Origin of the sequence: Marinobacter sp. M1C, from assembly GCF_023314135.1 — a bacterium.
Classification (GTDB): Bacteria; Pseudomonadota; Gammaproteobacteria; order Pseudomonadales; family Oleiphilaceae; genus Marinobacter.
On sequence record NZ_CP092289.1, the window covers coordinates 415,838 to 442,304 of the forward strand.

Consider the following 26,467-nt stretch of genomic DNA (forward strand, 5'->3'; position numbering starts at 1 on the left):
GTGCTATAGGTGCTATAGGTGCTATAGGTGCGAGAGCTTAAGCTGCAAGCTCCGCAAGACATGCTTCAACGATTGCCAGGCCTTCGTCTAGTACCTCTTCTTCAATGGTGACTGGCATCAGGAAACGAAGTGTGTTGCCGTAGAAGCCACAGGCAATAAGGATCAATCCCTTCTCGCGCGCTAGCTTGCACATGGCCGCCGTCAGTTCCGCGTTTGGCTTATGGTCTGCTGTGACCAGATCGAAGGCCGCCATGGAACCCAGATGACGCACATTCTCAACGCTGGCAAATTGCTCCTGCCATTGTGTGAAGCGCTGCCCAAGTTTCTCGCCCAGGGCCATGCTTCGCGCCAGAATGTTTTCTTCTTCAAACACCTCAAGCACGGCCAATACGGCCGCGCAGGATGCGGGGCTTCCAGAGTAGGTTCCGCCCAGCGAGTTCGGGCCAGAGGCGTCCATATACTTGTCGGTGCCCACAATCGCAGAGATAGGCATGCCAGCCGCCATGCTCTTGGCCATGGTTATCAGGTCGGGCTGTACGCCACTGTGTTCAATGGCGAACATTTTTCCGGTACGGCCAAAGCCAGACTGAACTTCATCAACGATCATCAGCATGCCGTGCTCATCGCAGATGTCGCGAATCGCTTTGAGGAAACTCGCCGGTGCGGGATGAAAACCACCTTCGCCCAGAACCGGTTCAATAACGATCGCGGCTGTGTCGCGCGGGTTAGCATCGGTCTTAAGCGTTGTGTGCAATCTGCGAATCGCTTCTTCCTCGCTGACGCCAAGAGACGGCACCGGGTAGGGCGCACGGAACACGTTGCCCGGCATGGTGCCAAAATCGCCGGCATAGGGGGCTACTTTACCGTTCATTGCCATCGTAAAAAGCGTACGGCCGTGGTAGCCGCCGTCAAAGCAGATAACGTTGTTTTTGCCTGTTGCTGCCCGCGCAATCTTAACCGCATTTTCCAGAGCTTCCGCACCGGAGTTCACCAGCATAACTTTGCCGTGGCCGCGCACCGGAGCCAACTGGCTCAGTTTCTCGGCAACTTTGACATACCCTGCATAGGGAATCACGATCTGACACGTGTGCATCAGGTTTGCTACCTGGGCCTGTACCGCCGCCACAACTTTCGGGTGGCAATGGCCAATGTTTAATACCCCGATACCACCGGCGAAGTCGATAATACGATTGCCATCCGCGTCCCAAATCACGGCATTCTCTGCACGATCCGCAAACTGTGTGGCGGGGCTGGCGGCGCCGTTGGCGACATATTTGTTTTTCAGTTCGTTCAATTGCGCGTTGTTCATCAACTTTTCCTTATTAATCGGCAGCGGTGCTTAAAGACCGCCCACACACACGTATTTCAGCTCGGTAAACTCGTCTAGCCCGTGACGGGAACCTTCACGCCCAAGCCCAGACTCTTTTACTCCGCCAAAAGGCGCCAGCTCCGTTGAAAGAATACCTTCGTTCACGGCTACCATGCCGTACTCCAGCCCTTCCATAACGTGCCAGATACGCCGGTAATCTTTTGCGTAAAAGTAAGCGGCCAGGCCAGAGTTCGTGGCATTCGCCATAGCGATGGCCTGTTCGTCGGTGTCAAAGCGGAATACCGGTGCTAACGGACCGAAGGTCTCTTCCTGGGCCACACGCATGTCACTGGTGGCATCTGCAATGATGCTCGGCTCAAAGAAGGTGCCGCCCAGGGCATGGGCTTTGCCGCCGCATATCAAACGCGCGCCCTTTTCCAGTGCATCAGCAATATGTGCTTCGACTTTCTCTACCGCGGCCTGGTTGATCAGCGGCCCTTGCAACACACCTGCGCCTAATCCATTGCCAACTTTTAGCTGCTGGACGCGTGCTGCAAGCTTTTCGATGAAGGCGTCATAAACGCCGGACTGAACCAGAAAACGGTTGGTACAGACGCAAGTCTGCCCGGAATTTCTGTACTTTGAAGCAATGGCACCTTCTACCGCAGCATCAAGATCGGCATCATCAAACACGATAAAAGGTGCGTTGCCACCCAATTCCATTGACGCTTTTTTAACGGTACCTGCGCACTGGGCGAGTAACTTTTTGCCGACCGCCGTAGAACCTGTGAACGAAAATTTGCGTACGCGGGGATCGGTGGTCAACACATCGCCCACGGCGGCCGGCTGGCTGGCCGTGATCACGTTAATGACGCCGGCAGGAAGCCCGGCAAGTTCCGCTAAACGAACAAGTGCCAAAGCTGTCAGGGGTGTCGCTTCTGCGGGTTTGATCACGACTGTGCAGCCTGCGGCTAACGCCGGGGCGCATTTGCGGGTAATCATCGCCAGCGGGAAGTTCCAGGGCGTTACCGCCGCGACAACGCCGATTGATTCCCGAAACACCAGAATACGCTTATCAACACCGTGGCTTTGCAAGGTTTCGCCGGCCATACGCTTTGCTTCTTCAGCGTAGAACTCCACGAAGGAAGCCCCGTAGGCAACCTCACCCCGTGACTCCGCAATTGGCTTGCCTTGCTCCAAGGTCATCAGCCGGGCGAGGTCTTCCTGGTGAGCCATGATGGCTTCAAACCAGGCGCGCAAGAGGTTCGCTCGTTCTTTGGCGGTTCGCCGCTTCCAGTTCGGCCAGGCGGCTTCTGCCGCTGCTACGGCTTCCAGCGTTTCTTCACGGCCTAAATCGGGTATTTCCGCCAATACCTTGCCATTGGCTGGGTCTGTGACAGAAAAATACGTCTTCGCATCGCGCCACTCACCGCCAATAAAGGCTTTTGGTATTAAAATATCGGGCAATGTTTCCATGGTCTTTTCCTTTGTTTTTATTTAAGCCGGCAAACGCTTCAGGCGCTAAACCACGCCTTTCGTTTTTAGCGCTGCTATCTCACTGGCGGATTTTTGCAACACACGCTCAAGCACGGCGTCTGTATCTTCGCCCAGCGCTGGCGGCGCTTTGTGGTATTCAATCGTCGTTTTCGAGTATTTGATCGGATTGGCCACCCCTTTCACCGGGCCATAAGCGGAATCGAGTGTTATCTGCATTCCGCGCGCCTTAACCTGCGGATCATCGAATACCTGGGCGATGTCCTGAATCGGACCGCAGGGCACGCCAATCTCGTTGAGAAGCACCGTCCACTGTTTGAGCGTGCGTGTTTTGGTCACGCTTACTAAAATCTCGATGAGCTCAACGCGGTGTTTCACTCGCTCAGCATTGGTCGCAAAACGCACGTCTTGGGCAATCTCGCCGAGGCCAATGGTCTCGCACCAGCGCTGAAACTGTCCATTATTCCCGATGGCAATAATGATCTGCTGGCCGTCAGACGTAGGAAACGGCTGATAGGGGACAAGGTTGGGGTGGTAATCACCGGTACGTACCGGGGGCTTGCCACTGCAGAAGTAGTTTTGCGCCTGATTGGCGAGCCAGCTCACCTGTACGTCCAGCAGCGCTATATCGATATGCTGCCCTTCGCCTGTTTGTGTCCGGTGGTATAACGCGCCCAGTATGGCGATGGTGGCGTTCATGCCGGTGGTTAAATCCGCCACCGCTACACCAACGCGTTTGGGGCCGGCGCCAGGCTGGCCGTCTGCCGCCCCGGTAATGCTCATCAATCCGCCCTGGGCCTGAATCAGGTAGTCGTAGCCCGGCATTTCTGACATAGGCCCGGTGTGCCCGAAGCCCGTGATTGAGCAATAAATCAAGCCCGGGTTGAGCGCCGAGAGCGTGGCGTAGTCCAACCCCTTCTTCGCAAGACCACCGCTTTTGAAGTTTTCGACCAGAATGTCGCTTTGGCAAGCGAGTTCGCGAATCAGCGCCTGACCTTCAGGTTGACTGATATCCACTGTTAGTGAATGTTTACCGCGATTGGCCGCGAGGTAATAAGCAGACTCGCGGGTTTCCTGGCCATCCGCGGCCTGGAGCCAGGGCGGCCCCCAGTGACGCGTATCATCGCCGCTATCGGGCTTCTCGATCTTGATAACCTCGGCCCCCATGTCCGCCAGAATCTGGGTCGTCCAGGGGCCAGCCAACACGCGGCTAAGATCAAGTACGCGCAACTCTTTTAAGGGACCTGCCATGGTGCACACCTGCCGTTAGAAAAATCAGAAAAAGGCTTGGATGCCGGTTTGAGCCCGGCCCAGAATCAGCGCATGTATGTCGTGCGTGCCTTCATAGGTGTTAACCGATTCCAGATTCACCATGTGGCGAATCACGCCGTACTCGTCGGAAACGCCGTTGCCGCCGTGCATGTCACGCGACTGACGAGCGATGTCCAGTGCCTTGCCACAGTTATTGCGCTTGATCAGCGAAACCATCTCTGGGGCCCAGTTGCCGCTATCCATCAAGCGACCCACCTGCAACGCTGCCTGCAAACCCAAGGTGATCTCGGTCTGCATGTCGGCGAGTTTTTTCTGAACCAATTGGTTAGCAGCCAATGGACGGCCAAACTGCTTGCGGTCCAGGGTGTACTGACGTGCTGCGTGCCAGCAGAATTCAGCCGTGCCCATTACGCCCCAAGCGATACCGAAGCGGGCTTTGTTCAGGCAACCAAACGGGCCTTTCAAGCCGCTGACGTTCGGTAGCAAATTCTCTTCTGGTACAAACGCATCGTCCAACACGATTTCGCCAGTAACAGACGCACGAAGAGACACTTTGCCTTCGATTTTCGGCGTGCTGAATCCTTTGGTGCCGCGTTCAACAATAAAGCCTTTGATCTGGTTATCGTGGGCAGCGGATTTTGCCCATACCACTGCGATATCGGCAATCGGACTGTTGGTAATCCAGATTTTGGCGCCGGTGAGAGAATAGCCACCGTCGACTTTCACCGCACGGGTAATCATCGAGCCTGGGTCGGAGCCGTGGTCTGGCTCTGTCAGACCGAAACAACCAACGAGTTCGCCGCTGGCAAGTTTGGGTAAGTACTTGTGCTTCTGCTCTTCCGAGCCATAAGCTTCGATGGGGTACATCACCAGCGATGACTGCACGCTCATGGCCGAGCGGTAACCGGAGTCAACGCGCTCAACTTCGCGCGCAATCAATCCATAAGAAACGTGATTAACGCCCGAGCCACCGTATTCCGGTGAGACCGTTGCACCCAACAAGCCGAGTTCGCCCATCTCGCTCATGATTTCGCGGTCAAAACGTTCCTCGCGAAACGCTGACAAAACCCGCGGTTGGAGTTTTTCCTGGCAGTAGTCATGGGCAGCGTCGCGAATCTGGCGCTCTTCATCAGTCAACTGCTGTTCCAGCAGTAGTGGATCGTCCCAATTAAAATGGCTCATCGTCAAAACTCCTAAACAGATAATGGCGGTTGGTGGTGCAAGAAGCATTTAGACAAAATATCTACATTTTAACAAAACGTCAAAATAATTTTAAGTGCGCGAAACCCGGGTGGGCTCTTTGACACCGAATGGACATGATGCCGCTTGGTGCAAGACCACCAAAAGCAGGAATAGACTGTATATAAAAGCGACTTATTCGAATGTCTGAATAATGTGGATATTTTTCAAATTCGTCGAAATTTTATGGCATGTTTAGTTTACATGGGACTACACTAGATTTATGCAATGTGTTCTGGATACCCCCGTGCATCGACAACAAACAACAACATTCTTTATAAAAAGGTTCCTGTTATGAAGCTCTCAGCATTCGTGAAAAGCGTTCTTGCCACCTCCCTTGCGGTTTCCGTACTTGCCAGCCAGGCGGCTTACGCTGAAACGATGCGTCTGCGCATGCATACGTTTTACGGCACAGAAGTTGACCAAATCGCCGCTGATTTGAGCGACCGCGTCAAGGAAGCCAGTGATGGGTCTCTGCAGATCCAGTTTTTCCGGGGCGGTGAACTGGTCGATAGTGATCAGTTTGTGGAAGCCGTTGCGCAGGGCAGCATCAGTATTGCCCACGGTGTAGGCAGCTACTGGCCGGGTACCGTTGGTATCGGCACCATTGAAGCGGGCTTGCCAGGCGCCTGGGTGAGTGTGGAAGAAGCCCGCGATATTTTCACCAACCAGGGGTTGGATAAAATAATTGCAGAAGCCTACGAAGAAAAAGGCGTCAAGCTGATCGGACGCGGCTTCGGCAGTGATTACGGCCTGGTGACGACTAAGCCGGTCACCAGCCTGAAAGATCTTGGCGATATGCGTATCCGGGCCACCAGCTCTATTGCCACGGTGCTGCAGAAGTTTGATATTCCGACCGCCTTCATTCCAGGTGAAGAGCTTTACATCGCTCTTTCAACCGGCGTTATCGACGGCGCTGTCTATGGTGGCCCGGTAGAATACGAACAGCTGCGTATCAACGAGGTGGCCGGTTACTACACTGACCTGAACCTTCTTAATCCGGGCTGGACAGAAAACATGCTTATTAACCCGGATACCTGGGACAAGATGAGCGGCGAGCAGCAGCAGATTCTTCAGGCAGAGCTTGATCAATACCTGCTTGACGTTCACAACTGGCTTGAAGAAGGCAATCAGCGCCTGATCGACGAAGGCACGATGTTTAAATTCTCCAAGTTGCCAGAGGCGGATTCTCGAGCCTTGGCAGAAGCTTCCCTCCCCATCTGGAAAGAAGAAGCTGCCCGTTCTGAGCGCAACGCACGCGCGGTGGAAATCCTGATTAAAAACGCCAAAGCGAAAGGCCGCCTCAGTGAGTAAGATTACCCGCTATCTTCGTTTCCAGGATGGGCTTTCCGAATGGGTCGGCCGGGCCACCTCCTGGCTGACGTTAGGTATCATCGGTGTACTGCTGTATGAAGTCGCTGCCCGCTATATTTTCAACGCCCCCACCGTGTGGGGGCACGAGCTGGCAACGATGTTTTTCGGCGCGCTGAGCATTATGGCCGGAAGCTATACGCTGCTCCACCGGCAGCATGTTTGCAGCGACGTTATCTATCGTTTATTTCCGTTGCGTGGGCAGGCCTTCTGCGACGTGATTGTGTACGCATTAGGCATTCTCATTCTGGCTGTGTTTTTCAAAATGGCTTTGGAGTTCGCGTACCGCTCATGGCAGATAGGCGAGTACTCCAACAGCAGCATCTGGCGCCCACTGGTATGGCCCATCAAAGCCACAATCCCTGTTGCTGTCGGACTTCTGATCCTGCAGTCCATAGCCGAGCTTGTTCGTGCTTTAGTCCGCCTTTCGGGCGTTCCTTTTGACGACCCGAGAATTGACACGGACGAATAGTGAAGGCTCCCCCGGTAAGACAGGCAGCGCGATGATGTTAAATTGTGACGCAATAAGAAACACATTCAGGTATACCCTGAAAGGGCTTTTTCGATGACAAATTTAGACCCCATTACCATCACTGCGATCATGTTTTGCTCCATGATCGTGCTGATGGTAATTGGTGCTCCGTTGGCCTGGGCACTCATGATATCAGGCATGGGCAGTGCCTATCTGATGTTCGGCCCTGGCGGGCTGCAATTTCTGCTCTCGTCAGCCTTCAGCACCATGGACAACTTTCTGCTGGTTGCACTCCCTTTGTTCATATTTATGGGGCTGGTGCTGGAGCGCTCAGGGATCACTGACGATCTTTTTGAGATGATACACAAGCTGATGGGCCGGCTTCCTGGCGGTCTTGGTGTTGGCACCGTTTTGATTTGTGCCCTTATAGCCGCTATGGCTGGCGTCTCGGGTGCGGCGACCGTAAGCCTGGGTATTATTGCCCTGCCTGCAATGCTTAAACGCGGTTACGATAAAAAGCTGGCTACCGGTACCATTATGGCCGGCGGGGCACTCGGCTTTTTGATCCCGCCGAGCGTCGTGATGATCGTCTATGCGTTTCTTGCACGCGAATCTGTGGGCAAGCTGTTTGCTGCGGGTTTGATGCCGGGTTTGATGCTGGCGGGCATTTACATGGCATATATACTTATACGCTGCCGCTTGAACCCGGCACTGGGCCCCGCAGCGCCGGTGGAAGAGCGCTTTACCGCTAAAGAGAAATTTATCTCTCTGCGCCACCTTATCTCTCCGGGCATTCTGGTCACAACGGTACTGGGCTGCATTATTGGTGGCGTAACGTCTCCTTCTGAGGCGTCTGCGGTAGGCGCTGCCGGAGCGCTCCTGATCGCAGCCATGCACGGGCGACTGAGCTGGAGTTTGCTGCGTTACGTTATGCTGACCACCACAAAAATCACCGGCATGCTGTTGTGGATTGCGATAGCAGCGGTGTTTTTCAGTCGGATTTACATGGGGTTAGGTGCTGACATGATTGTCAGTGACTTAATCGATGCGTTCTCGCTGTCGCCCTATGCTGTCATCATTATAATGCTGGCCACCTTCTTCGTGCTGGGGATGTTTCTGGATGACTTTGCCATCCTGTTCATCACCATCCCGATTTACGTGCCAATCGTGCGCGATCTTGGTTTCGATACCACCTGGTTTGCGGTGTTGTTTGTTCTCAGTATGCAATCAGCGTATTTAACGCCCCCCTTTGGCTACAACCTGTTCTACATGCGATCGGTGGCGCCTAAGTCCATCACCATTGTGGATATTTATTACTCGGCGATGCCCTACGTTGGCTTGCAGCTTTTCGGTCTTGCATTGGTTGTCGCTTTTCCGAGCATTGCGCTGTGGCTGCCCGGCTTGTTGTTTTAAAAAACGCACCGCCTGCTTTACAGGTAGTAAAAATAAAAAAGGGGAGAACGATAACGTTCTCCCCTTTTTTATTTTTAACGGGCCTTTTTGCAGAATACTGGTTTCAGGCAGTTCCTTGCTGTTGCATGACTGCAGTGATGATCGGCACAGGCGTCATCAGGTGTTCGCGCATCATCTTCTCGGCCTCTTCTTTGCGGCGTGCAAGAGTAACCTCCACAAGCGCAGCGTGCTCCTGGCGCTTTTTTTCTAAGGCCTCGCTGGAAAAAACGGTTTCTTTCAGCCAGACATGGCGATAGCGCTGAACTTTATCAAAAAGCCCGTCCCGCACCTTCATTAGCTGAGGAGAACGGCAACCACAAACCAGAGCGATATGGAATTGGCTATGGCGGGCATCCCATACTTCCAGCAGTGAGCCGGGGGTATGGGTTTCACTCACTTTAGCGAGCTGATAGTTTCGGGCCAATATGTCCGCTTCCCAGTTGTCATCACCCCGTTCAATCGCCAGGCCAAGCATCATGGCTTCCAGCTCTGCGCGCGCATCGTAAATATCATGCAATTCTGCAAGCGACATTGGAGAAACGCGATAGCCTCTCTGGCTGATGGCCACGACTAATTGCTCGGCTACCAATTGCGACAAGGCTTCGCGTAGCGGCCCGATACCGAGGTCGTAGCGCTCCTTCAAGATGCTCATACGTAGCTTCTCGTCGGGGTGGAACTGACCCTTGATAATGTCATTCTTTAGCAGCTTGTATGCGCGGACACCGAGGTTCTCTCTGATATCCGCCTGCTCTTCTTGGCGTGTGTTCAGATTCATGGTTAACAGGTTCGAAAAATTGACCTCAAATCATAGCATAAATCGATTGAAAGCAGTGGAGTGGACTCATCGGTCCAGCAGTTCCACCCAATGCTGTACCGGCACCTTTGCCTTGGTTTCCAGATGCAGCTGGCAGCCAATATTGGCGGTGACGATGCGGTCAGGTTGGTCCAGGGCCAGCGCCTCGAGTTTGTTCTTCAACAGCTTCTGGCTCATTTCCGGCTGCATGATCGAGTAGGTGCCCGCGGAACCGCAGCACAGGTGTTTGTCTTTGGTTTTGGCCAGGTTAAAACCGACTTTGGTCAGCACCTGTTCCACCAGGCCATTTTTCTGCATGGCGTGCTGCAGGGTGCAGGGGCAGTGGAAGGCTATTTTGTCGGCGGATGCCTGCAGATCGAGCTTTTCCAGATCTTCGGCCAGCAACACTTCACTGATGTCTTTCATCAGTTCACTGACGCGCTTGGCTTTTTGGGCGTACACCGGGTCGTCGCGAAGCAGGTGGCCATAGTCTTGCACCATGGCGCCACAGCCAGAGGCGGTCATCACTATGGCCTCGGCTCCGGCTTCAATGGCGGGCCACCAGGCGTCGATGTTGTTGCGCATGAAGTTTAAACCTTCCTCATGGGCCGACAGGTGATAACTGACGGCGCCGCAACATCCAGCTTTCGGAGCCTCTACCAGAGTAATTCCAAGCTTGTCCAGCACTCGCGCCGTTGACGCATTGGTCGTGGGGGCAGCGGAGGATTGTGCGCAACCGGCCAGCCCCATCATCACCCGGGGGTGTCTGGCAGTGGGCCAGGGTGAGGCTTTGCGTCGCGGCGGCACCTTGGATTTCAGGGCCTCTGGAAGTAGGGGCCTGAACGTTTGCCCAAGCGCCAGCAGCGGCCCGAATCGGCTGCTGTACGGCAATATTTTTCGCAATGCCAGCCGCATTAACCGCTCGTTACGCGGGCGTTCCAGCTTTTCCTCAATCACGCCACGGCCAATATCTATCAGACGACCGTATTGGACACCGGAGGGGCAGGTGGTTTCGCAGGCGCGGCAGGTCAAGCAGCCGTCCAGATGGTCGCGGGTTTTGCTGGTGACTTCAGCGCCTTCCAACAGCTCCTTAATCAGGTAGATGCGACCCCGAGGGCCGTCACGTTCGTCATTGAGTTCCTGATAGGTCGGGCAGGTTGCGGTGCAAAAACCGCAATGGACGCAGGCCTGCAATATGGATTCGGCTTCCAGGCCCTCCGCAGTGTTCTGAAATTCAGCAACAAGGTTGGTCTTCATTGAGCACCTGCTAGGTTACAACCAGCTGTAGAGCCGCCCGGGATTGAAAAGGGCGTCTGGATCAAAGGAATGTTTCAGTCGTTTCTGGATGGTTTGGAGAGCGGGCTGCTGATGGTGCATGACTTCGCCGGTGCGGTCACCGCCGCGATACAGGCTGACCTGTCCGCCGGCTTTCTCGGCATGGGCTTCCATGGTGGCCATTTCGCCATCGCCACGGTACCAGCGTTGGGAGCCAGCCCAGTCCAGCAGCCAGGGGCCTGTTAGCGGTGGCGTTGCCGCGGTGGAGTTTATGGAGAAACGCCAAAGCGGTTGCTCGCCCGCAAAGAATTCTAATTGCTGATTGCGCAATTGTTGCCAGAAGGTGTTGCCGTCTGCCATTACCGGTATATCCCACTGCTTGGCCGTGGCTTCCACCGCAGAGTGGGCGCCGGACAGTCGTAAATACAGCGTACCATCCAGCCAACAGGCGCCGGACAAAGGCTTGGGCTCGGCGGCCCGGGCGCTCATAAAACGTATGGCTTCGGAATGCTCCATTTCCCGTGACAGGGTCAGGGTGATTGCCGGTCTGGGTAAAACCTTCAAGCTGATTTCTGTCATGACGCCAAGCGTGCCCATGGCGCCTGCCTGGGTGCGTGAGACGTCGTAGCCCGCAACGTTTTTCATCACCTGACCGCCAAAACGCAGCCTCTCGCCTTTGCCGTTAATCAGATTCACGCCCAGTACCTGGTCACGCACCGAGTTCCACCAGGGTCGGCCCGGGCCGGACTGGTTGCAGGCCAGGGTGCCACCGATGGTGGAGCGGTCGCTAAAGTACGGTGGCTCGAACGACAGCATCTGGTTTTTCTCGGCCAGTGCGGTTTCGATTTCGCTCAGCGGCGTGCCAGCGCGAACGGTTAAAACCAACTCCAGCGGCTGGTAGTCAACAATACCGCTATGGCCGCCAACGTCCAGTTGCTCGGCGTTGATCTTGCGGCCCATGAACTGCTTGCTGCCACCGCCCACAATGGCCAGTTTGTGGCCCTGGCTACGGGCTTCGTTGATCTGTTGCTGAAGGTGCTTGGTGATGTCAGGCATGCTGCATTTCCGGGGCCTGTGGTTTGGCGTTAATGGCTCGGTATTCCTGGCAATTGCGCAGGGTGGGTACGCCCTTGCCCGGGTTCAAGGTTCCCTGAGGGTCGAAGGCGCTTTTGACGGCATTTAGCTGTTCAATTTCGGGGTCCGTAAACTGCATGGGCATCTGGCGGATTTTCTCTACGCCAACACCGTGTTCGCCGGTAATGCAGCCGCCCACTTTAACGCAAAGCTCTAGGATGTCGCTGCCAAAGGCTTCTGCGCGCTCCAGTTCGCCCTCTTTGTTGGCATCAAACAGGATCAGCGGGTGCAGGTTGCCGTCACCGGCGTGAAATACGTTGGCGACGCGCAGGCCAAATCGCTTTGACATGTCTTGCATCTCGTTCAGTACTTGACCGAGGTGCGCCCTGGGAATAGTGCCGTCCATGCAGTAGTAGTCCGGAGAAATTCGGCCCATGGCAGGAAAGGCGTTCTTGCGGCCTTTCCAGAGCAGGGCTCGCTCAGCATCGTCTTTTGAGGTACGAATGGAGGTGGCGCCAAAATCCCGGAACAGGGCTTCGGCTTTTTCGATGTGTTCCTGTACTTCTTCCTTGGTACCGTCTACCTCGCACAGCAGTAGGGCGGCGGCTTCCACCGGGTAGCCCGCGCCGGTAAAGGCTTCTACGGCTATGATGGCATGGCTGTCCATCATTTCCAGCCCGGCGGGGATGATGCCCTGGGCAATAATGCCGCCGACAGCCGCGCCTGCTTCATCAACCGTGCCGAACCCAGCCATAATGACCCGCGCAATTTCCGGGGTTGGCAACAGCTTTACCTGTACTTCGGTAATGATTCCCAGCAGGCCTTCAGAGCCGGTAATCAGCGCCAGCAGGTCCATGCCACAGCTGTCCAGGCCATCGCTGCCGATCACCACACGCTCACCGTCTACGGTAACCATCTCGACGCTGAGAATGTTGTGGGTGGTTAGCCCGTATTTAAGGCAATGCACACCGCCGGAGTTTTCACCCACATTGCCGCCGATGGTGCAGGCGATCTGGGAGGATGGGTCTGGACCGTAGTAGAGATCATAGTCGGCGGCGGCTTCACTGATGGCCAGGTTACGCACGCCGGATTGCAGACGCGCCGAACGCGCAAGCGGATCGATGTGCAGAATGCGGTTGAACTTGGCGAGCGACAACACCACACCGCCAGCGTCGGGCATGGCGCCCGCACTCAGGCCGGTGCCAGCGCCGCGGGCGACCACCGGAATTCCGTACTGGTGGCACAGGCGCATTACCTGCTGCACCTGTTCTACGGTCTCTGGCAGCACCACCAGCAGCGGCATAACGCAATACATTGACAGGCCGTCACACTCGTAGGGCTTGAGCGTTTCTTCGTCGGTAATGACGAATTGTGGATCAATGAATTCCCGAAACATCTTTGCCAACTCGGCTTTGCCAGGCTTGCTGGCGGCAGTGTTTAACGGTTTTCTGTCAATGTTCATTACGCAACTCCGGCCCTGTGTGGGGCAGTCCTGTTTACGGGGCAGTTCTATTTATAACTACGTTATGTTCACCGTAAAGTGCTGTTACCAGTACAGTGCTGTTCACAATGAAGCGCTATGCACGACCAGAATTGAGGTGATCAATACCGGCCTGGGCACAATCCATATCCTGTTGCGGTGAACCGGAGCTTAGGCCAATGCCGCCAACCACTTCGCCGTCTACAACAACAGGCAGACCGCCACCGACCACGCACAAACGCCCGCCCTGCGAGGTATGAATACCGAATACCAGATTACCGGGTACGCAGGCGGCGTTGTATTCGTGGGTAGCCTTGCGGGCGGCGGCGGCGGTGTAAGCCTTGTCTTGAGCGACGATCACACTGCTGATTTTGCCGCCATCCATACGCTCAAAAGCGATCAGGTTACCGGACTCGTCGGTAATGGCAATACACATCGGGATGCCGATTTCCCGAGCCTTGGCGGCGGCGCCTTCGATCAACAGGCGGGCGTCTTGCTGGTCCAGTCTTTTCAGTGTGATCATTTTATATTTTCCTTAAATGGTTGAGTTGGCCGCTAGTTAGCGGCCTCGATTTTCTTAGGTGCCAGCCGTCAGCCGTATACCAGATTCGGCAGATAGGTGACGATGGCCGGGAAGACTATACACAGAAACAGACCGAGTGCCTGCAGCCCCAGGAACACCAGTGCTGACCGGAAGATGGTTGCCATCGAGATTTCCGGGGGGCACACCCCGCGGATATAGAAGAGCGCATACCCGAAGGGCGGACTCAGGAACGACATCTGCATATTCACCAGATACAACACCCCGAACCAGAGCACCACGTCTGAGCTATCAATGCCTGGCAAGCCGAACAGACCGTCGAAGGTCAGTGCTTCAACAATAGGAATGAAGATCGGCACGGCCAGCAAGAGGATGCCCACCCAGTCCAGGAACATGCCCAGAACCACCAACAGCAGCATCAGGAGGAACAACACGGCGTACGGAGACAGGCCAATGCCCAGGATGGTTTCAGTGATGAACACCTGGCCACCTTGCAGGATGTAGAAGCCTACAAACACCGAGGCGCCGAACATGATCCACAGCACCATGGCAGAGGCTTTGGTGGTGGTAACAGACGCATCCCGCAGCGCAGCAATAGACAGTGCGCCGTGTTTCCAGGCCACAATCATGGCGCCGAATGAGCCAATACCCGCAGCTTCCACCGGTGTTGCCACGCCGCCAAACAATAGGCCCAGCACCAGAAATACCAGAATCAGAGGCGCGATCAGGCTTTTCAGCAGACGCAGTTTTTCACCCATGGAAATGCGTTCTTCCAGTGGCACCGGCGGCCCGAGTTTTGGGTTAAGCCAGCTACGAATCAGCACGTAACCGATATAGGTGGATGACAACATGATGCCTGGAACGATTGAACCGAGGTACAGCTCGCCTACGGATTGCTGGGCAACCACGGCGTAAAGAATGGCCAGAATTGAGGGTGGGATCAGAATGCCCAGCGTGCCGCCAGCCATGATCGAACCCAGTGCGATCTTGTGATCGTAACCGCGTTTTAGCATGGCAGGCAAAGCAATGATGCCCATGGTAACCACCGCGGCACCGATAACACCGACCATCGCAGCCAGAATGGTAGAGGCCAAAATAGTGGCTACCGCAAGGCCGCCACTCAGGCCGCCCATCCATTTATAGACCACACTGAACATTTCCTCGATCAGCCCCGCTCGTTCCAGCATAGAGGCCATGAAGATGAACAGAGGAATGGCCGCTAGGTCAGAGTTGGTCATCATCGGGAAAATACGACTTGGCACAATGTTGAGCATCGCCGCGTCGCCGACCAGGTAAACAAACATCACACCCAGACCACCGGTCACGAACGCCAGCGGCAAGCCCATCATCAGGGCAACCATTAACGAGCCGAACATCAGGTAGGTCAGTGGCCCGATTTCAATATTGGACAGGCTTCCAGCAAAGCGGAACAGGAAAAAATCGTCACTGTAAGGGTCGAAAAACAGAATGTTGATCATTTCGATACAAATAATAAAACCGATCCCGAGAGTTGCCAGGATCATCAGCCAGGTGCCCAATTTACCGATAAGAGGGTTCTTCGGCGCAGGGTTGGCGTTGGCTGTTTGAGTGGTCATTCAGATGCCTCCCGGCCAAGACGAATAAAGACTGAAATGTCTTTCAGCAGTTTTGAGATACCGGCCAGTAGAATTAGCACCGAACCCAGCAACATAACGCCTTTGACCGGCCAGTACTGAATTCCCCAGGTTTCAACGGTGGTTTCGCCCATAGAGTACGCATTAGTGAAGTAGGTCCAGGAGGTTAGTATCAGTACCAGCGCAAACATGAAGAAGAACATAGATGTAAAAATATCCATGCCCACCCGTCCGCGCACAGGCAAATAGTTGTAGACCACGTCTACCCGCACGTGGGAGCCGTTTAACAGGGCGAAACCGCCCGCAAGCAAGTACTGCATGCCCAGTAGCAGGAAGCTGGCCTCATGCACCCAGATGGTCGGCATATTGAAGACGTAACGCATGATGACTTCGAAGAAATAGAAGCACACCGCATTAACGGTCCAGAATGAAATGAACAGGCCTGTTTTGTCGCTCATCCAGTCTACTGAACGGGTAAACAGGTTTTCGTCTGAGGGCCGGTAGGCAAGTGCGGAGGGCTCTTCCTGAAGTTCCCCGCCAACCGGAATGTCGGTTTTTGTATCGAGTTTCGGGTTGGCACGGCGCGGGCGATCCAGTGCAATCATGATAAGCGGCATTACCGCAAGCCAGCCCCAATACAGCCAATGCGGCATTACAAAGCCAAAGCCTTCCAGATCAGACATGATGAACTACCTCTGGTTATACCCAGATGTTGTAATGAAAAAAATAGGGGAGAGCGAGCGCTCTCCCCTGAGTTGTGCGGGCGTGTTACTTCAGGCCCTTGATGTCGTCTTCGCTAACGTAACCAACGATGTCATTCATCATGTATGCGAGCTGAATATCGAAGATGGCTCGGGCGTCTTCGTCTTTGTTGGCCCAACGGAACCAAGCCGGAATCGCCGCGCGACGGAATTTTTGCAGGTCTTCCTGGCTCAGGCGGGATACGGTGGTGCCCGCTTCCTTGAACTTTTTCATAGCTTCGATGTTACGGGCCTGAATGGCGAGATAGTGCTTCTGGGAATAAATACGGACTTCGTCTTCAACCAGTTGCTGAAGTTTCGGGTCGAGGGCGTTCCAGGCTCGCAGGTTGATGGTCAGGTCCATTAGGTCTACTGGTTGGTAAACCGACATGACGCCCGGAGGGCCCATCAAGATGTTGTCGGTGACCTGAGCAAAGCCCAGTTCCCAATTAACGGCGGGCCCCACATAGTCGGCCGCATCGATAGTACCTTTTTCCAATGCAGGGAAAATATCTGAGCCGGGCAGGCTGACCGACGACACGCCGAATTCGGCAAACACTTCCGCCACCATGCCACCGGGAAGGCGCATTTTTAGACCTTTGAGGTCTTCAAGGCTGTTAACTGGCTCTTTGGAGTGAATGATGTTGGCGTCGTGCTGGATAGGGCCGACATAGAACAGGCCGAATTTTTCATAGATTTCGCGGGTTTTTTCCAGCATGCCCAAGGCGTAGAACATGGTGTCCCACTGGTGTGGTTGATCAGGACCTCCAGGGTACGACGTCATAAATACCGAGGCCGGGATTTTGCCAGACCAGTATATAGTAAACGGGTTCATGCCTTGCAGTACGCCATTACGCACGGCATCGAACAGGCCATTGTTGTCGGCCGCAACCGCTTTGGCAGGAAAGCAGGTGAACTTGAGCTCGCCGCCACTTTTTTCTTCCATGCCGTCACACCAGCCTTTGAACAGGTCATAACCGACAGTGCCAGCGTCCCAAACGGACTGAATTTTCCAGGTGGTCGCTGCCTGAACGCTGCTGGCCAGCAATGTTGCACTGATGGCGGCGGACACCGCGAGGGTTTTTAGGAAGCCGCGACGATGTACCGCGCCTTCGTTCTCGATCTTGTGGTTGTTGTCAGTCATCGAAGAAACTCCAGATGCAGGGCTTTGTTGTTGGAACCACTCTGTAGGATGAGCGCCAAACGAATTATTCGTGAGCACTTCACATTACAAGGTGACTTTCACATAGTTTATGGTTCGAAACGGTATTCAAGTCTAGTTTTTTGCTAACTGGTCAGACCAGTTTTTGTGGACAGGCACGCAGGCATCAGCCATATTCTTTGTCAGGCGCGCTATCCGCTAACCTAAACTTTTTTTCATGGGAGGCTGGTCTGACCAGTTGATTTCAGTGATGCAGGAAAAACCCATTCCCATGTCCCGGGCGGTCGCGTACCGCCTTGAACAACTGATTCTCGACGGCAGTCTTGCGCCAGAGCAGATGATTCCCTCCGAACGGCAGTTGGCAAGCCGTTTTGGGGTTTCTCGCGCCATCGTTCGGGAAGCCCTTCATGAGCTTCAGGGCAGGGGCATCATCCGAACACAGCATGGCAAAGGTTCCTTCGTGTCGCATATGGTGCCGGAGCCCGAGGGCAACGGCCCCTTGATGCAGATGTTCATGGAGCACTCCCGCACCCTTTATGATCTGTTCGATGTGCGACAGGAATTGGAGGGAAAGGCCGCGTATCTGGCGGCAGAACGCGCCACAGAAAAAGACCAGTACCAGATTACCAAAGCCTTCGAAGCAATGGAGAAAGCCGATCCGCTCACCAATGCGGACCTCGACCATGCTTTTCATCGGGCCATAGTGAACGCTTGCCATAACCCGGTGCTGATTCACGTGCTCAACAGCTTGAAAGACCTCATGTTGAACTCGGTGCAGGCGTCGGTGGCCAATCTTAGCCACCGGGATGCATTCAAGCAGCAGATCGACAAACATCACCGCCAGATCTACCATTCAGTCATCAGCCGGCAATCCAAGTGGGCCCAAAAGGCGGCTATGGCGCATGTGGCTCATGTTGCTGAAGCGCTCAGAGCCATCGAAACGCAGGAGCATGGGCTGATCCGTGCTTCCATTACGCCGTCTGCTTTTCGCCAAACCTGATATTTCTGGATGACATTCAATGCAGTTAATTAATGGAATCACTCTGCTTCTGATTTACCAGCTGGCAGGTGAAGTTAGCGTTCGGTTGCTGGGGTTGCCGGTGCCAGGTCCGGTCATGGGCATGGTCATGCTCTTTATAACGTTGATGATACGGGGCCGGATGGCCAAAGCCGTTGAGCCCGCGTCTACTGCTCTTCTGGGTCACCTTTCGCTGTTGTTCGTGCCAGCGGGTGTGGGGCTTATTGTGCATTTTAGCCGCCTTGGCAACGAGTGGTTGCCCATCAGTGTCACCCTTTTGCTCAGTACCATTATTACCATGGCGGTCACCGCTTTGGTGATGCAGTGGGTAACCCGGCTGACTGCCAGGCGGGGGCCGAGCCATGATTGAACCGGATCTGACACGAATATGGGTTTATCTGTCGGCGTCACCCCTTCTGGGTTTGACCATGACCCTGGTGGCCTACAGCCTGGCGCACCGCCTTTACCTGCGCTCGGGTTCCAATCCTTTGCTCAACCCGGTGGTTACATCGGTCACGGCGCTCATACTGTTTCTGCTGGCGACGGATACGTCCTACGATGATTACTTTGATGGCGCCCAGTTCGTGCACTTTCTGCTGGGCCCCGCCACCGTAGCGCTGGCGATTCCTCTGTACCAGCAATTCAACAAGCTGAAACAGGTGTGGCTGCCGGTCACCGTGGCGTTGGTAACCGGGGTGGTCGTTGGCGCGTTCAGCTCGGTGGCCATTGCCCGGCTGCTGGGCGCGAGCCTTGAAACCCAGTTGTCGCTGGCCCCCAAATCAGTAACGGCCCCGGTGGGTATGGCGATATCGGAACAGATCGGAGGCCTGCCTTCGCTCACGGCAGCTTTGGTGGTGGTGACCGGCATTATTGGCGCCGTTATTGGCTCGAAATTGTTCGATTTAATGGGTATTCGAGACGACAGCGTGAAAGGTATTGCCATGGGTATGACATCCCACGGTATTGGCACCGCCCGGGCGTTTCAGGTCAGCGCCCAGATGGGCGCGTTCTCCGGTCTTGCAATGGCGCTATCGGCTTTCCTCTACTCGGTTTTTCTGCCATGGATGTTGAGTATTACCGGTGTGCTTGGCTGAACGCACCCACTTCGATTAGATATCGGTTGGCCTTAATAATGCTGGTGGTTACGCCCGAATTTACCGAAGAGTTACGGGCAATGGGCGGGTCGTCCGCATTACGGTAAGCTTCGGAGTTGTGGAAGTGAGTATCGCCATCGAATTGTCGAAGAACCCTGTCAACTGAGCAGATGAAACCGGGGACAGATTTCAAATCTGTCCCCTATTGAAGTTCCCCGATCCCCATACTTATGTTTCCTGGCCGTGAGTTCGCCGTGACGGCTCCGGCTGCCACTCAATAAACCCCAAGACCCCTTGGCTGCGTTAACTTTTCGGTTTCCATGCTGTTATTGATGAGCCGTTGCTCTGACTGCGACGGCCGAGCCCCTCAGACATTCCGCTTGGCTATTTAAGGTCATCCTTTCCATCGTTCGATTATCGTCAATATTTTCTAAAAGTTCATTTTTTAAAAAACTAAATTACTAATTTTAAAGATTAATTAAAAAAATAGTATTTTGTATTTTGAAATTTAAGAAAACTGGCTTATGGTTTTTCAACGCATCGTTTTTCTTGCCCGTATAGCAAGATCGTTTCAAAAAACCGCAGCGAAGGAAATCTCACTATGATAAAAACAACACGTCTAACTCGTCACTGCTGTACTTGGTTAATGGCTCTAGGGCTCAGCACACCGCTATTGGCCAGCGCCGAAAACCTGCGCTTTGGAGGAAACTTCCCGAGCGATCACTCCAGCAGTCAGGCCATGGAGATTTTCAAGAAAGAGCTGGCCAGCCGCACCGATGGCGACGTTACCGCCCAGCTCTTTCCCAACATGCAACTGGGCGGCGCAAGCGAGAACATCGATCAGGTGAGTTCCGGAGCAGTCATGGGCACTTGGGTGGGCATCGCTTACCTGTCGCGAATAGTGCCAGAATTTGAGGCACTAAGCCTGCCGTTCGCCTTCGACAATCGCGAAGATGCCTTTCGCGTCATCGACGGCGAAGTGGGCAATATGCTCGATAAGAAATTGGCCGAAAAGGGCTTTACCGCCCTTGGCTATATGGAACTTGGCTTTCGCAATATCACCAACAATGTGCGACCGATTGCATCTAAAGCAGATTTTGAAGGGCTCAAGATTCGCCTGCAACCCAACCAGACCCACCTCGATACTTTCCGCGCCCTGGGTGCCAACCCCGTGTCCATGGGCATAAAGGAAGTTTACGGCGCGCTCCAGCAGGGCGTAATCGACGGTCAGGAAAATCCTTATAGCGTCATCGCCACACGGCGTCTCGACGAGGTGCAAAAGTATCTTTCTGATAGCCGCCACTTCTACGACTACATCGTTATCATTGCCAACCTGAAAAAATTCAAATCTCTCAGCGAAGACCAACAGCAAGCTGTTAAGCAAGCCATGGATGTCGCTGTTGAGTGGCAGCGCAGCAAAGCTGCCGAGGAAGCCGACACCGCACGTCAGCAGCTGATCGATCGTGGCATGGAATTCACCTCCCTTTCGTTGAAGACTCGCGAAGAGCTGAGAAAAGCAACCCAAGGTGTGGTCGATGAATTGAAAGAAAAAATCGACGCGGAAATAGTCGAAAGCGTGCAAGCAGCGTTGAACAAATGAAACCTAAAACGCCCTGGCTGGAAGCGCATTCTTCCAGCCCGGCGCAACGTCGCTTTCTTGTGGCGATACTGGCGATCGATCGCACATCCTATTATGCAATCATTCTGGCCATGGGCCTGATGACGCTACTGGTATCGGCCCAGGTGTTTGCTCGTTTCGTGCTATCCACCTCAATCGACTCAGCGGATGAGCTATCGCGCTTGTTCTTCGTCTGGGCGATCTTTCTGGCCATTCCACACGGCATTAAGATCGGCATACACGTAGGTATTGACGCGGTAGCCAGCTTATTTTCCGAGACGTTTCAGCAGTATTTGTCTCGTTTAATGGCGTTGGCCAGCGCCGCTTTGATGTTGATCTTGGTATGGCTGTCGCTGGGAGCGGTGGGGGACAAATGGCAACAACTGATGCCCACCATTCCGGTGACCGCGGCCGTTTTTTATATCGCCGTGTTGATTAGTGCCGGGCACAGTCTGCTGCACCTGATCGTGCAAATTTTTCAAATCGAACCGTTGCCCAGCGCTCCCGCCGCGAGTGAGGAAGGAGAGACCTCATGACTTTAGCCATTATCATCACTTTCTTAGTTCTCGCCTTGCTGCGCATGCCGCTTGCCTTTGCCCTCGGCCTGGCCTCGCTGGTCGGGCTTTTCATCGGTGATATGGATTTTTCGGTCATGCCCCAGCGCATGATGCACTCCATCGACAACTTTCCATTAATGGCGATCCCGCTCTTTATGCTGGCCGGTGAATTGATGGTCGCCGCAGGCATTCTGCAACGCCTGGTTGACTTTGCTAACTCGCTGGTCGGCCGTGTGCACGGCGGTCTGGCCCACGTGGCGATTGTTGCGGGTATGGTGCTTGCTGCCGTCAGCGGCGCCGCCGTGGCCAGTGCCAGTGCCTTGGGCAGCGCCCTGATACCTTCTATGCGCGAGAAATATGGCACAGGATACAGCAGCGCGGTGGTGGCCTCTGCCGCCAACCTCGGGGCCATCATTCCACCCAGCAACGCCATGATCGTCTATGCGCTGATGGCAGGCTCGAGTGTCTCGGTCGGCGGACTGTTCATGGCCGGTGTGGTGCCGGGCATCATTCTGGCGGTCGGTTTCATGGGGCTTGCCTCGTTCATTTCAGCACGTCGGCGCTATCCCCTGAGCGAAGGCAGCATGGGGCTGAAGCATGTCCTCATCCAGACTTGGCGCGCTTTGCCAATCCTTTTGATGCCCGTTGTGATCGTCGGCGGCATCGTTGCCGGCGCTTTCACCGCTACCGAAGGCGCAGCGATTGCCGTGGTCTATTCGCTAATAATGGGTTTTTTCGTCACACGCCAATTACGGCTTTCCGATCTGCCCAAGGCCATGTTCAAAGCTGCGGTAACGGCTGCCATGGTCGGTGCTTTGATCGCTTTCGCTTCGACCATAACCTTCGCCTTCACCATTGACTTAATACCCATGCAGTTGGCCAATTGGCTGCAGGACTTCACCTCTGATCCGATGACTTTTTTGTTGTTGGTCATGGGTATATTGATCCTGGTAGGCATGTTCATAGAATCGAATGCCGCATTTATCATGCTGGTACCGCTGCTGGCGCCGATTGCCCTGTCCTACGGGATTGACCCTTTGCTGTTCGGCTTCTTGTTCGTGATGAATCTGGTCGTCGGCATGATGACACCACCCGTGGGCGTACTGCTGTTCGTGATGTGTGGTATTTCGAAGATCAGCCTTAATGAATTGATGAAAAGCGCTTGGCCTTTCATTGTTTTCCAGTACCTGGTGCTGGCCGCATGCATGCTTTTCCCCGACATCGTGACCTGGTTGCCCAGAACACTTGGTTATTGAAACAAACCAGACACCTTCGTATATACGAACCAAAGAGCCTGCCATGAAACTGCTAGTCATCAATCCCAATATTTCCCCAGACGTGACTCGCCTGATAGAGAATGAAGCCTCTCGCAGCATTCGCTCAGCAACCGAATTGACCATGGCCACCGCCCGTTTCGGCGTGGCTTATATCGAAACCCGGGCAGAAGCATTGATCGGCGGCTACGCTGCCATGCAAATCGCCGCGGAACTTTACCAGCAGCACGATGCCATCGTAGTCGCCGCTTTCGGCGACCCTGGCCTTGAAGCCTTGCGCGAGATCATGCCGATTCCTGTGGTGGGCATGACCGAGGCAGCGTTGATGAGTGCTTGCCAGCACGGTGGACGCTTCTCGGTCATCGCCATTTCGCAGCGTATACAGGCCTGGTACCGCGAATGCATCGCTTCCTACGGTCTAGAAGGGCGTCTGGCGAGCATTCGCGCCCTGGACGAGCCGTTGCAGCATATCGGCCGGGTACAGGAAAACCAGGGCGAGCGCCTGATCGAACTCGGCCGCCGCGCGGTAGAAGAAGATGGCGCCGACGTGCTGATTCTCGCCGGTGCCCCTCTTGCCGGTCTGGCCCGCTCAGTGGCCGACCGAATTTCGGTACCGGTCCTCGACGGTGTGACCTGTGCCGTGATTCAGGCTCAGGCCATGGTAGACATGGCAGTCAAGACGCCCTCCGCTGGTAGCTACACCCAACCCCCGGCCAAACCATGCAAAGGCCTTGGTTCCTCGCTTGCCGCATTGGTGGGCCGCCAACCTATGGATGAACCATTCACTTGATCACCAAGCGTTTATGCAAAGTGCTTATTCGCACTGCGAGCTATATTCCGTGATCCAGACCGTGGTTTCGCCGCTGGCTGGTATGCTGATCGAGGCAAGCCGTATCGATCTCAATGACGATACCGCATCGGTCATTTTTGCGTATCGGCCGGATCGCCTGAAGCTGATCTGCGACACAGATACGAACTTTACGTTGGGCCGCGATTTCAAATACACCGATGCCAACTCGATCTTCGCGGCCGCCATGCTGAGTGCTGCCGCAGCAAGCCTCTTCAGGGATCTCATTTAACTATTTATCAGGAGGTTCTGCGAATGAGCACAACCAACAACACTCCCCTAACATCTGACACCGCTGAAACGGTGCTTCATCCGCGCCGCATTCAATTTACTTCTCTGGCGCAGGAAGCTTATCAGATACTGCAGCAGATGATCGTTCATGGTGAGCTGGCTCCCGGTGCACGCATCGTTGAGCCGGCGCTGTGCGAACAACTTCAGATTTCCCGAACCCCGCTCCGCGAAGCGATCCGCATGCTGGCCAGCGACGGTCTGGTCGCAAGGCGGCCCAACCGAAACGCTGTGGTGACACTCATCGATTCCCAAGAGCTCGAATATCTGTTCGAGACTGAAGCCGGTATCGAAGGCCTTGCCGCGGAGCTAGCCGCGAGCCGAATGACCAACACCGACCTCAAGCAGCTGGAAACAATGCAGGAGCGGCTAGAGAAACTTCAAGCGAAAGGCGATCGCGCCGCTTATTTTACGCTCAACCAACGTATCCATGCCCTGCTAGTGGCCGGGGCCAAGAACCCGGTGTTGGAAGAAACTCACCGGCACTTGCTTGGTCGCCTTGAGCGGGCCCGTTATCTGGCTTTGAATAGTATCGACCGCTGGCAGGAGTCTACCGACGAACACCGTTCCATTCTGGAGGCGCTCAAGAATCGCAACGGCGAACTCGCTCGACGCCTGTTATCTGATCACGTTCGGCATACCGGCGAAGCGATTACTAGTAGCAACCGCTAGCGTGAGGATTTCCCATAGAGCCTTGGGTGATCGGGCCGCGCATCACCGCTGCTATTTTTCAAATCTAAAGGGAGGCTTTCATGCAGAAACACAACGATTTTAAAGTGCGTATGTTTGTTAATGGTCAGGCGCTGGCTGGCGGTTCCATAAATTTCGCGCTGGAAGACGGATCGGGGTCATTGAGCATGTGCCTAAGAGCGTCGGCGATGAGCCTGCCGGCCGTAGTCGATATCACGGCAAGCGGCGGTTGGCTTGTCTATTTGAAAAATCGACAGTCGAAGCTCTGAAACAAAGGCTGAATCTGTATCGAACGTATTTTTTGGCGGGATAAGACGTGCCGCCAGGACAGTATTCACAACGAAAATAAAGGCAGCAACATCATGCAGAACTTCGACACATTGATTATAAACGGCCGAATTATTACCGCTGTAGACTGCTACTACGCCGATATCGGCATCAGGGCGGGGCGCATCATGGCACTCGGTCATCAGCTGGGCACGGCCGCTGAAGTCATCGATGCTGAAGGGTTATGGGTGTTGCCCGGCGGCATCGACGCGCACTGCCATCTGGATCAACCGCTCAGCGATGGCGCGGTAATGGCTGACGGCTTTTACACCGGTACGCGTTCGGCGGCTTGCGGTGGCACCACCACTGTGATGCCATTTGCAGCCCAGCAGAAGGGACAGAGCCTACGTGCAGCGGTAGAAGATTATCATCGGCGCAGCGATGGCCAAGCTTTCATCGACTACGCTTTTCACATGATCGTCAGCGATCCTACCGAAACGGTGTTGAAAGACGAGCTACCGGCGCTGATCAAGGAGGGCTACAGCTCTTTCAAAATCTACATGACCTACGATGACCTCAAGCTCAACGATCGCGAGATTCTCAAAGTTCTGGCGCTGGCGCGTCGCGAAGGCGCCATGGTGATGATCCATGCGGAAAACGCCGACTGCATCGCCTATTTGACCGAGATTCTCACTGAGAGCGGTAACACCGGGCCTTATTATCATAGCGTGGCACATTCGAGCATTGGCGAGCGTGAGGCATCCCACCGCGCGATCTCACTGGCAGAGCTGGTTGATGTGCCGGTACTGATCGTGCACGTTTCCGGCACCGAGACCATTGAGCAGATTCGCTGGGCACAGAACCGGGGGTTACGCGTCTATGGTGAGACGTGCCCGCAGTATTTGATGCTTACGGCTAAGGATCTGGATCGCGACGGGTTCGAAGGTGCCAAGTATGTATGCAGCCCGCCACCCCGAGACCCGGCAGCCCAAGAAGCGGTCTGGCAAGGGCTCGAATCTGGAGTTTTCCAGGTGTTTTCATCGGACCATGCGCCGTTCCGCTTCGAGGACCCCAAGGGTAAGAAGCTAAACGGTGAACATGCTCATTTTGAACACATCCCAAACGGCATTCCCGGTCTCGAGACACGCCTGTCGATCCTGTTTTCTGAAGGGGTGGTGAAAGAGCGTATCGACGTTACCCGCTTCGTGGCGCTGACCGCGACCAACCCCGCCAAAATCTACGGGCTTTATCCACGCAAGGGCACCATTGCGATCGGCAGCGACGCCGATCTGACATTGTGGGACGCGACGGCGAAAAGCACCATACGCAACGCCGATCTGCATCATGCCGTGGACTATACCCCTTACGAGGGGCTTGAGCTGACCGGCCGCCCAATGCTTACACTTTGCCGTGGCCAAGTCGTATCCCGGGCCGGCAAGCCCGAGGGCGAGGCCGGTTACGGTGAGTTTCTCAAGTGCGACACACCACAGCCGGCGCGTCCACGGGGCAACGCCAAGGGGTTCTGAA

General features: G+C 54.8%; 27 protein-coding genes. 14 read left to right on the top strand and 13 right to left on the bottom strand.

Translation table 11 applies throughout. The annotated features are described in order from the left end of the window. Positions 1-37: 37 nt before the first annotated feature. Genes MIH19_RS01900 through MIH19_RS01915 form a run of 4 tightly spaced genes read right to left on the bottom strand, consistent with a single transcriptional unit; the run spans position 38 to position 5,305 of the window. Positions 38-1,309 (bottom strand): aspartate aminotransferase family protein, encoded by a 1,272-nt coding sequence (locus MIH19_RS01900; RefSeq protein WP_249007308.1) that lies wholly within the window; start codon positions 1,307-1,309, stop codon positions 38-40. 30 nt (positions 1,310-1,339) lie between these two features. Then, positions 1,340-2,785 carry an NAD-dependent succinate-semialdehyde dehydrogenase gene (locus MIH19_RS01905; RefSeq protein WP_249007309.1) on the bottom strand — a complete coding sequence of 482 codons (1,446 nt, stop codon included), beginning with the start codon at positions 2,783-2,785 and terminating at the stop codon, positions 1,340-1,342. A gap of 45 nt (positions 2,786-2,830) precedes the next feature. Beyond that, a complete protein-coding gene (locus tag MIH19_RS01910) occupies positions 2,831-4,054 on the bottom strand; it encodes a CaiB/BaiF CoA-transferase family protein (RefSeq protein WP_249007310.1) in 1,224 nt (407 codons plus the stop codon). A 24-nt stretch (positions 4,055-4,078) separates the two neighbouring features. Further along, positions 4,079-5,305: an acyl-CoA dehydrogenase gene (locus MIH19_RS01915; RefSeq protein ID WP_249007311.1), complete on the bottom strand. Its 1,227-nt coding sequence runs from the start codon at positions 5,303-5,305 to the stop codon at positions 4,079-4,081. A gap of 303 nt (positions 5,306-5,608) precedes the next feature. Between MIH19_RS01915 and dctP (MIH19_RS01920) the strand changes: the two genes are divergently transcribed. The 3 genes from dctP (MIH19_RS01920) (at position 5,609) to MIH19_RS01930 (ending at position 8,570) form a co-directional block, all read left to right on the top strand. Next, on the top strand, positions 5,609-6,628 hold the full coding sequence (gene dctP / locus MIH19_RS01920; RefSeq protein WP_249007312.1) for a TRAP transporter substrate-binding protein DctP: 1,020 nt from the start codon (positions 5,609-5,611) through the stop codon (positions 6,626-6,628). Beyond that, positions 6,621-7,157, top strand: a complete 537-nt coding sequence (locus MIH19_RS01925) for a TRAP transporter small permease subunit (RefSeq protein ID WP_249007313.1) — start codon at positions 6,621-6,623, stop codon at positions 7,155-7,157. Before dctP (MIH19_RS01920) ends, MIH19_RS01925 begins: the two co-directional genes overlap by 8 nt. Before the next feature lie 93 nt (positions 7,158-7,250). Continuing rightward, positions 7,251-8,570, top strand: a complete 1,320-nt coding sequence (locus tag MIH19_RS01930) for a TRAP transporter large permease subunit (RefSeq protein WP_249007314.1) — start codon at positions 7,251-7,253, stop codon at positions 8,568-8,570. 103 nt (positions 8,571-8,673) lie between these two features. Here MIH19_RS01930 and csiR read toward each other — a convergent pair whose 3' ends face one another. The 8 genes from csiR to dctP (MIH19_RS01970) form a co-directional block, all read right to left on the bottom strand. Next, complete coding sequence (csiR, locus tag MIH19_RS01935; RefSeq protein WP_249007315.1) at positions 8,674-9,384, bottom strand: DNA-binding transcriptional regulator CsiR; 711 nt, start codon at positions 9,382-9,384, stop codon at positions 8,674-8,676. A gap of 66 nt (positions 9,385-9,450) precedes the next feature. Next, complete coding sequence (gene glcF, locus MIH19_RS01940; protein ID WP_249007316.1) at positions 9,451-10,659, bottom strand: glycolate oxidase subunit GlcF; 1,209 nt, start codon at positions 10,657-10,659, stop codon at positions 9,451-9,453. A gap of 15 nt (positions 10,660-10,674) precedes the next feature. Next, positions 10,675-11,733 (bottom strand): glycolate oxidase subunit GlcE, encoded by a 1,059-nt coding sequence (gene glcE, locus MIH19_RS01945; RefSeq protein ID WP_249007317.1) that lies wholly within the window; start codon positions 11,731-11,733, stop codon positions 10,675-10,677. Then, a complete protein-coding gene (locus MIH19_RS01950; protein WP_249007318.1) occupies positions 11,726-13,213 on the bottom strand; it encodes an FAD-linked oxidase C-terminal domain-containing protein in 1,488 nt (495 codons plus the stop codon). The genes glcE and MIH19_RS01950 overlap by 8 nt, the downstream gene beginning before the upstream one ends. 115 nt (positions 13,214-13,328) lie before the next feature. Beyond that, positions 13,329-13,754 (bottom strand): heme-binding protein, encoded by a 426-nt coding sequence (locus MIH19_RS01955; RefSeq protein WP_249007319.1) that lies wholly within the window; start codon positions 13,752-13,754, stop codon positions 13,329-13,331. A gap of 68 nt (positions 13,755-13,822) precedes the next feature. Beyond that, positions 13,823-15,367 carry a TRAP transporter large permease subunit gene (locus MIH19_RS01960; protein WP_249007320.1) on the bottom strand — a complete coding sequence of 515 codons (1,545 nt, stop codon included), beginning with the start codon at positions 15,365-15,367 and terminating at the stop codon, positions 13,823-13,825. Then, positions 15,364-16,068, bottom strand: a complete 705-nt coding sequence (locus MIH19_RS01965; RefSeq protein ID WP_249007321.1) for a TRAP transporter small permease subunit — start codon at positions 16,066-16,068, stop codon at positions 15,364-15,366. The genes MIH19_RS01960 and MIH19_RS01965 overlap by 4 nt, the downstream gene beginning before the upstream one ends. Before the next feature lie 85 nt (positions 16,069-16,153). Next, positions 16,154-17,269 (bottom strand): TRAP transporter substrate-binding protein DctP, encoded by a 1,116-nt coding sequence (dctP, locus tag MIH19_RS01970; protein ID WP_249007322.1) that lies wholly within the window; start codon positions 17,267-17,269, stop codon positions 16,154-16,156. Positions 17,270-17,558: 289 nt separating this feature from the next. Here dctP (MIH19_RS01970) and MIH19_RS01975 point away from each other — a divergent pair, with 289 nt between their 5' ends. Genes MIH19_RS01975 through MIH19_RS01985 form a run of 3 tightly spaced genes read left to right on the top strand, consistent with a single transcriptional unit; the run spans position 17,559 to position 19,399 of the window. Further along, on the top strand, positions 17,559-18,287 hold the full coding sequence (locus MIH19_RS01975) for an FCD domain-containing protein (RefSeq protein WP_249007323.1): 729 nt from the start codon (positions 17,559-17,561) through the stop codon (positions 18,285-18,287). Positions 18,288-18,306: 19 nt separating this feature from the next. Beyond that, entirely contained in the window at positions 18,307-18,675 is a 369-nt protein-coding gene (locus MIH19_RS01980) for a CidA/LrgA family protein (protein WP_249007324.1), read from the top strand. Continuing rightward, positions 18,668-19,399: an LrgB family protein gene (locus MIH19_RS01985; protein ID WP_249007325.1), complete on the top strand. Its 732-nt coding sequence runs from the start codon at positions 18,668-18,670 to the stop codon at positions 19,397-19,399. The genes MIH19_RS01980 and MIH19_RS01985 overlap by 8 nt, the downstream gene beginning before the upstream one ends. On the opposite strand, the gene MIH19_RS01990 is transcribed toward MIH19_RS01985, so the two are convergent. After that, complete coding sequence (locus tag MIH19_RS01990) at positions 19,380-19,592, bottom strand: hypothetical protein (RefSeq protein ID WP_249007326.1); 213 nt, start codon at positions 19,590-19,592, stop codon at positions 19,380-19,382. The two genes, MIH19_RS01985 and MIH19_RS01990, sit on opposite strands and share 20 nt — an antisense overlap. Positions 19,593-20,072: 480 nt before the next feature. Between MIH19_RS01990 and MIH19_RS01995 the strand changes: the two genes are divergently transcribed. From MIH19_RS01995 to hydA, 8 genes are all read left to right on the top strand, one after another. Then, positions 20,073-20,999, top strand: a complete 927-nt coding sequence (locus tag MIH19_RS01995) for a TRAP transporter substrate-binding protein (RefSeq protein ID WP_249007327.1) — start codon at positions 20,073-20,075, stop codon at positions 20,997-20,999. Then, the gene (locus MIH19_RS02000) at positions 20,996-21,553 is read left to right on the top strand and encodes a TRAP transporter small permease (RefSeq protein ID WP_249007328.1); all 558 of its coding nucleotides are present in this window, start codon (positions 20,996-20,998) and stop codon (positions 21,551-21,553) included. The genes MIH19_RS01995 and MIH19_RS02000 overlap by 4 nt, the downstream gene beginning before the upstream one ends. Then, a complete protein-coding gene (locus MIH19_RS02005; RefSeq protein ID WP_249007329.1) occupies positions 21,550-22,830 on the top strand; it encodes a TRAP transporter large permease in 1,281 nt (426 codons plus the stop codon). Before MIH19_RS02000 ends, MIH19_RS02005 begins: the two co-directional genes overlap by 4 nt. Before the next feature lie 43 nt (positions 22,831-22,873). Further along, the gene (locus tag MIH19_RS02010; RefSeq protein WP_249007330.1) at positions 22,874-23,638 is read left to right on the top strand and encodes an aspartate/glutamate racemase family protein; all 765 of its coding nucleotides are present in this window, start codon (positions 22,874-22,876) and stop codon (positions 23,636-23,638) included. Positions 23,639-23,687: 49 nt separating this feature from the next. Continuing rightward, positions 23,688-23,927 carry a hypothetical protein gene (locus tag MIH19_RS02015; RefSeq protein WP_249007331.1) on the top strand — a complete coding sequence of 80 codons (240 nt, stop codon included), beginning with the start codon at positions 23,688-23,690 and terminating at the stop codon, positions 23,925-23,927. A 23-nt stretch (positions 23,928-23,950) separates the two neighbouring features. Next, entirely contained in the window at positions 23,951-24,655 is a 705-nt protein-coding gene (locus tag MIH19_RS02020) for a GntR family transcriptional regulator (RefSeq protein ID WP_249007332.1), read from the top strand. Between the two features lie 80 nt (positions 24,656-24,735). Then, complete coding sequence (locus MIH19_RS02025) at positions 24,736-24,942, top strand: hypothetical protein (protein ID WP_249007333.1); 207 nt, start codon at positions 24,736-24,738, stop codon at positions 24,940-24,942. Positions 24,943-25,035: 93 nt separating this feature from the next. Beyond that, positions 25,036-26,466: a dihydropyrimidinase gene (hydA, locus tag MIH19_RS02030; RefSeq protein ID WP_249007334.1), complete on the top strand. Its 1,431-nt coding sequence runs from the start codon at positions 25,036-25,038 to the stop codon at positions 26,464-26,466. Position 26,467 lies beyond the last annotated feature (1 nt).

Coding starts and splice junctions, on each gene's coding strand:
- MIH19_RS01900 (WP_249007308.1), bottom strand. CDS start 1,309: ATGAACAACGCGCAATTGAACGAACTGAAAAACAAATATGTCGCCAAC.
- MIH19_RS01905 (WP_249007309.1), bottom strand. CDS start 2,785: ATGGAAACATTGCCCGATATTTTAATACCAAAAGCCTTTATTGGCGGT.
- MIH19_RS01910 (WP_249007310.1), bottom strand. CDS start 4,054: ATGGCAGGTCCCTTAAAAGAGTTGCGCGTACTTGATCTTAGCCGCGTG.
- MIH19_RS01915 (WP_249007311.1), bottom strand. CDS start 5,305: ATGCTTCTTGCACCACCAACCGCCATTATCTGTTTAGGAGTTTTGACG.
- dctP (WP_249007312.1), top strand. CDS start 5,609: ATGAAGCTCTCAGCATTCGTGAAAAGCGTTCTTGCCACCTCCCTTGCG.
- MIH19_RS01930 (WP_249007314.1), top strand. CDS start 7,251: ATGACAAATTTAGACCCCATTACCATCACTGCGATCATGTTTTGCTCC.
- csiR (WP_249007315.1), bottom strand. CDS start 9,384: ATGAATCTGAACACACGCCAAGAAGAGCAGGCGGATATCAGAGAGAAC.
- glcF (WP_249007316.1), bottom strand. CDS start 10,659: ATGAAGACCAACCTTGTTGCTGAATTTCAGAACACTGCGGAGGGCCTG.
- glcE (WP_249007317.1), bottom strand. CDS start 11,733: ATGCCTGACATCACCAAGCACCTTCAGCAACAGATCAACGAAGCCCGT.
- MIH19_RS01950 (WP_249007318.1), bottom strand. CDS start 13,213: ATGAACATTGACAGAAAACCGTTAAACACTGCCGCCAGCAAGCCTGGC.
- MIH19_RS01955 (WP_249007319.1), bottom strand. CDS start 13,754: ATGATCACACTGAAAAGACTGGACCAGCAAGACGCCCGCCTGTTGATC.
- MIH19_RS01960 (WP_249007320.1), bottom strand. CDS start 15,367: ATGACCACTCAAACAGCCAACGCCAACCCTGCGCCGAAGAACCCTCTT.
- MIH19_RS01965 (WP_249007321.1), bottom strand. CDS start 16,068: ATGTCTGATCTGGAAGGCTTTGGCTTTGTAATGCCGCATTGGCTGTAT.
- dctP (WP_249007322.1), bottom strand. CDS start 17,269: ATGACTGACAACAACCACAAGATCGAGAACGAAGGCGCGGTACATCGT.
- MIH19_RS01975 (WP_249007323.1), top strand. CDS start 17,559: ATGTCCCGGGCGGTCGCGTACCGCCTTGAACAACTGATTCTCGACGGC.
- MIH19_RS01980 (WP_249007324.1), top strand. CDS start 18,307: ATGCAGTTAATTAATGGAATCACTCTGCTTCTGATTTACCAGCTGGCA.
- MIH19_RS01985 (WP_249007325.1), top strand. CDS start 18,668: ATGATTGAACCGGATCTGACACGAATATGGGTTTATCTGTCGGCGTCA.
- MIH19_RS02000 (WP_249007328.1), top strand. CDS start 20,996: ATGAAACCTAAAACGCCCTGGCTGGAAGCGCATTCTTCCAGCCCGGCG.
- MIH19_RS02005 (WP_249007329.1), top strand. CDS start 21,550: ATGACTTTAGCCATTATCATCACTTTCTTAGTTCTCGCCTTGCTGCGC.
- MIH19_RS02010 (WP_249007330.1), top strand. CDS start 22,874: ATGAAACTGCTAGTCATCAATCCCAATATTTCCCCAGACGTGACTCGC.
- MIH19_RS02020 (WP_249007332.1), top strand. CDS start 23,951: ATGAGCACAACCAACAACACTCCCCTAACATCTGACACCGCTGAAACG.
- MIH19_RS02025 (WP_249007333.1), top strand. CDS start 24,736: ATGCAGAAACACAACGATTTTAAAGTGCGTATGTTTGTTAATGGTCAG.
- hydA (WP_249007334.1), top strand. CDS start 25,036: ATGCAGAACTTCGACACATTGATTATAAACGGCCGAATTATTACCGCT.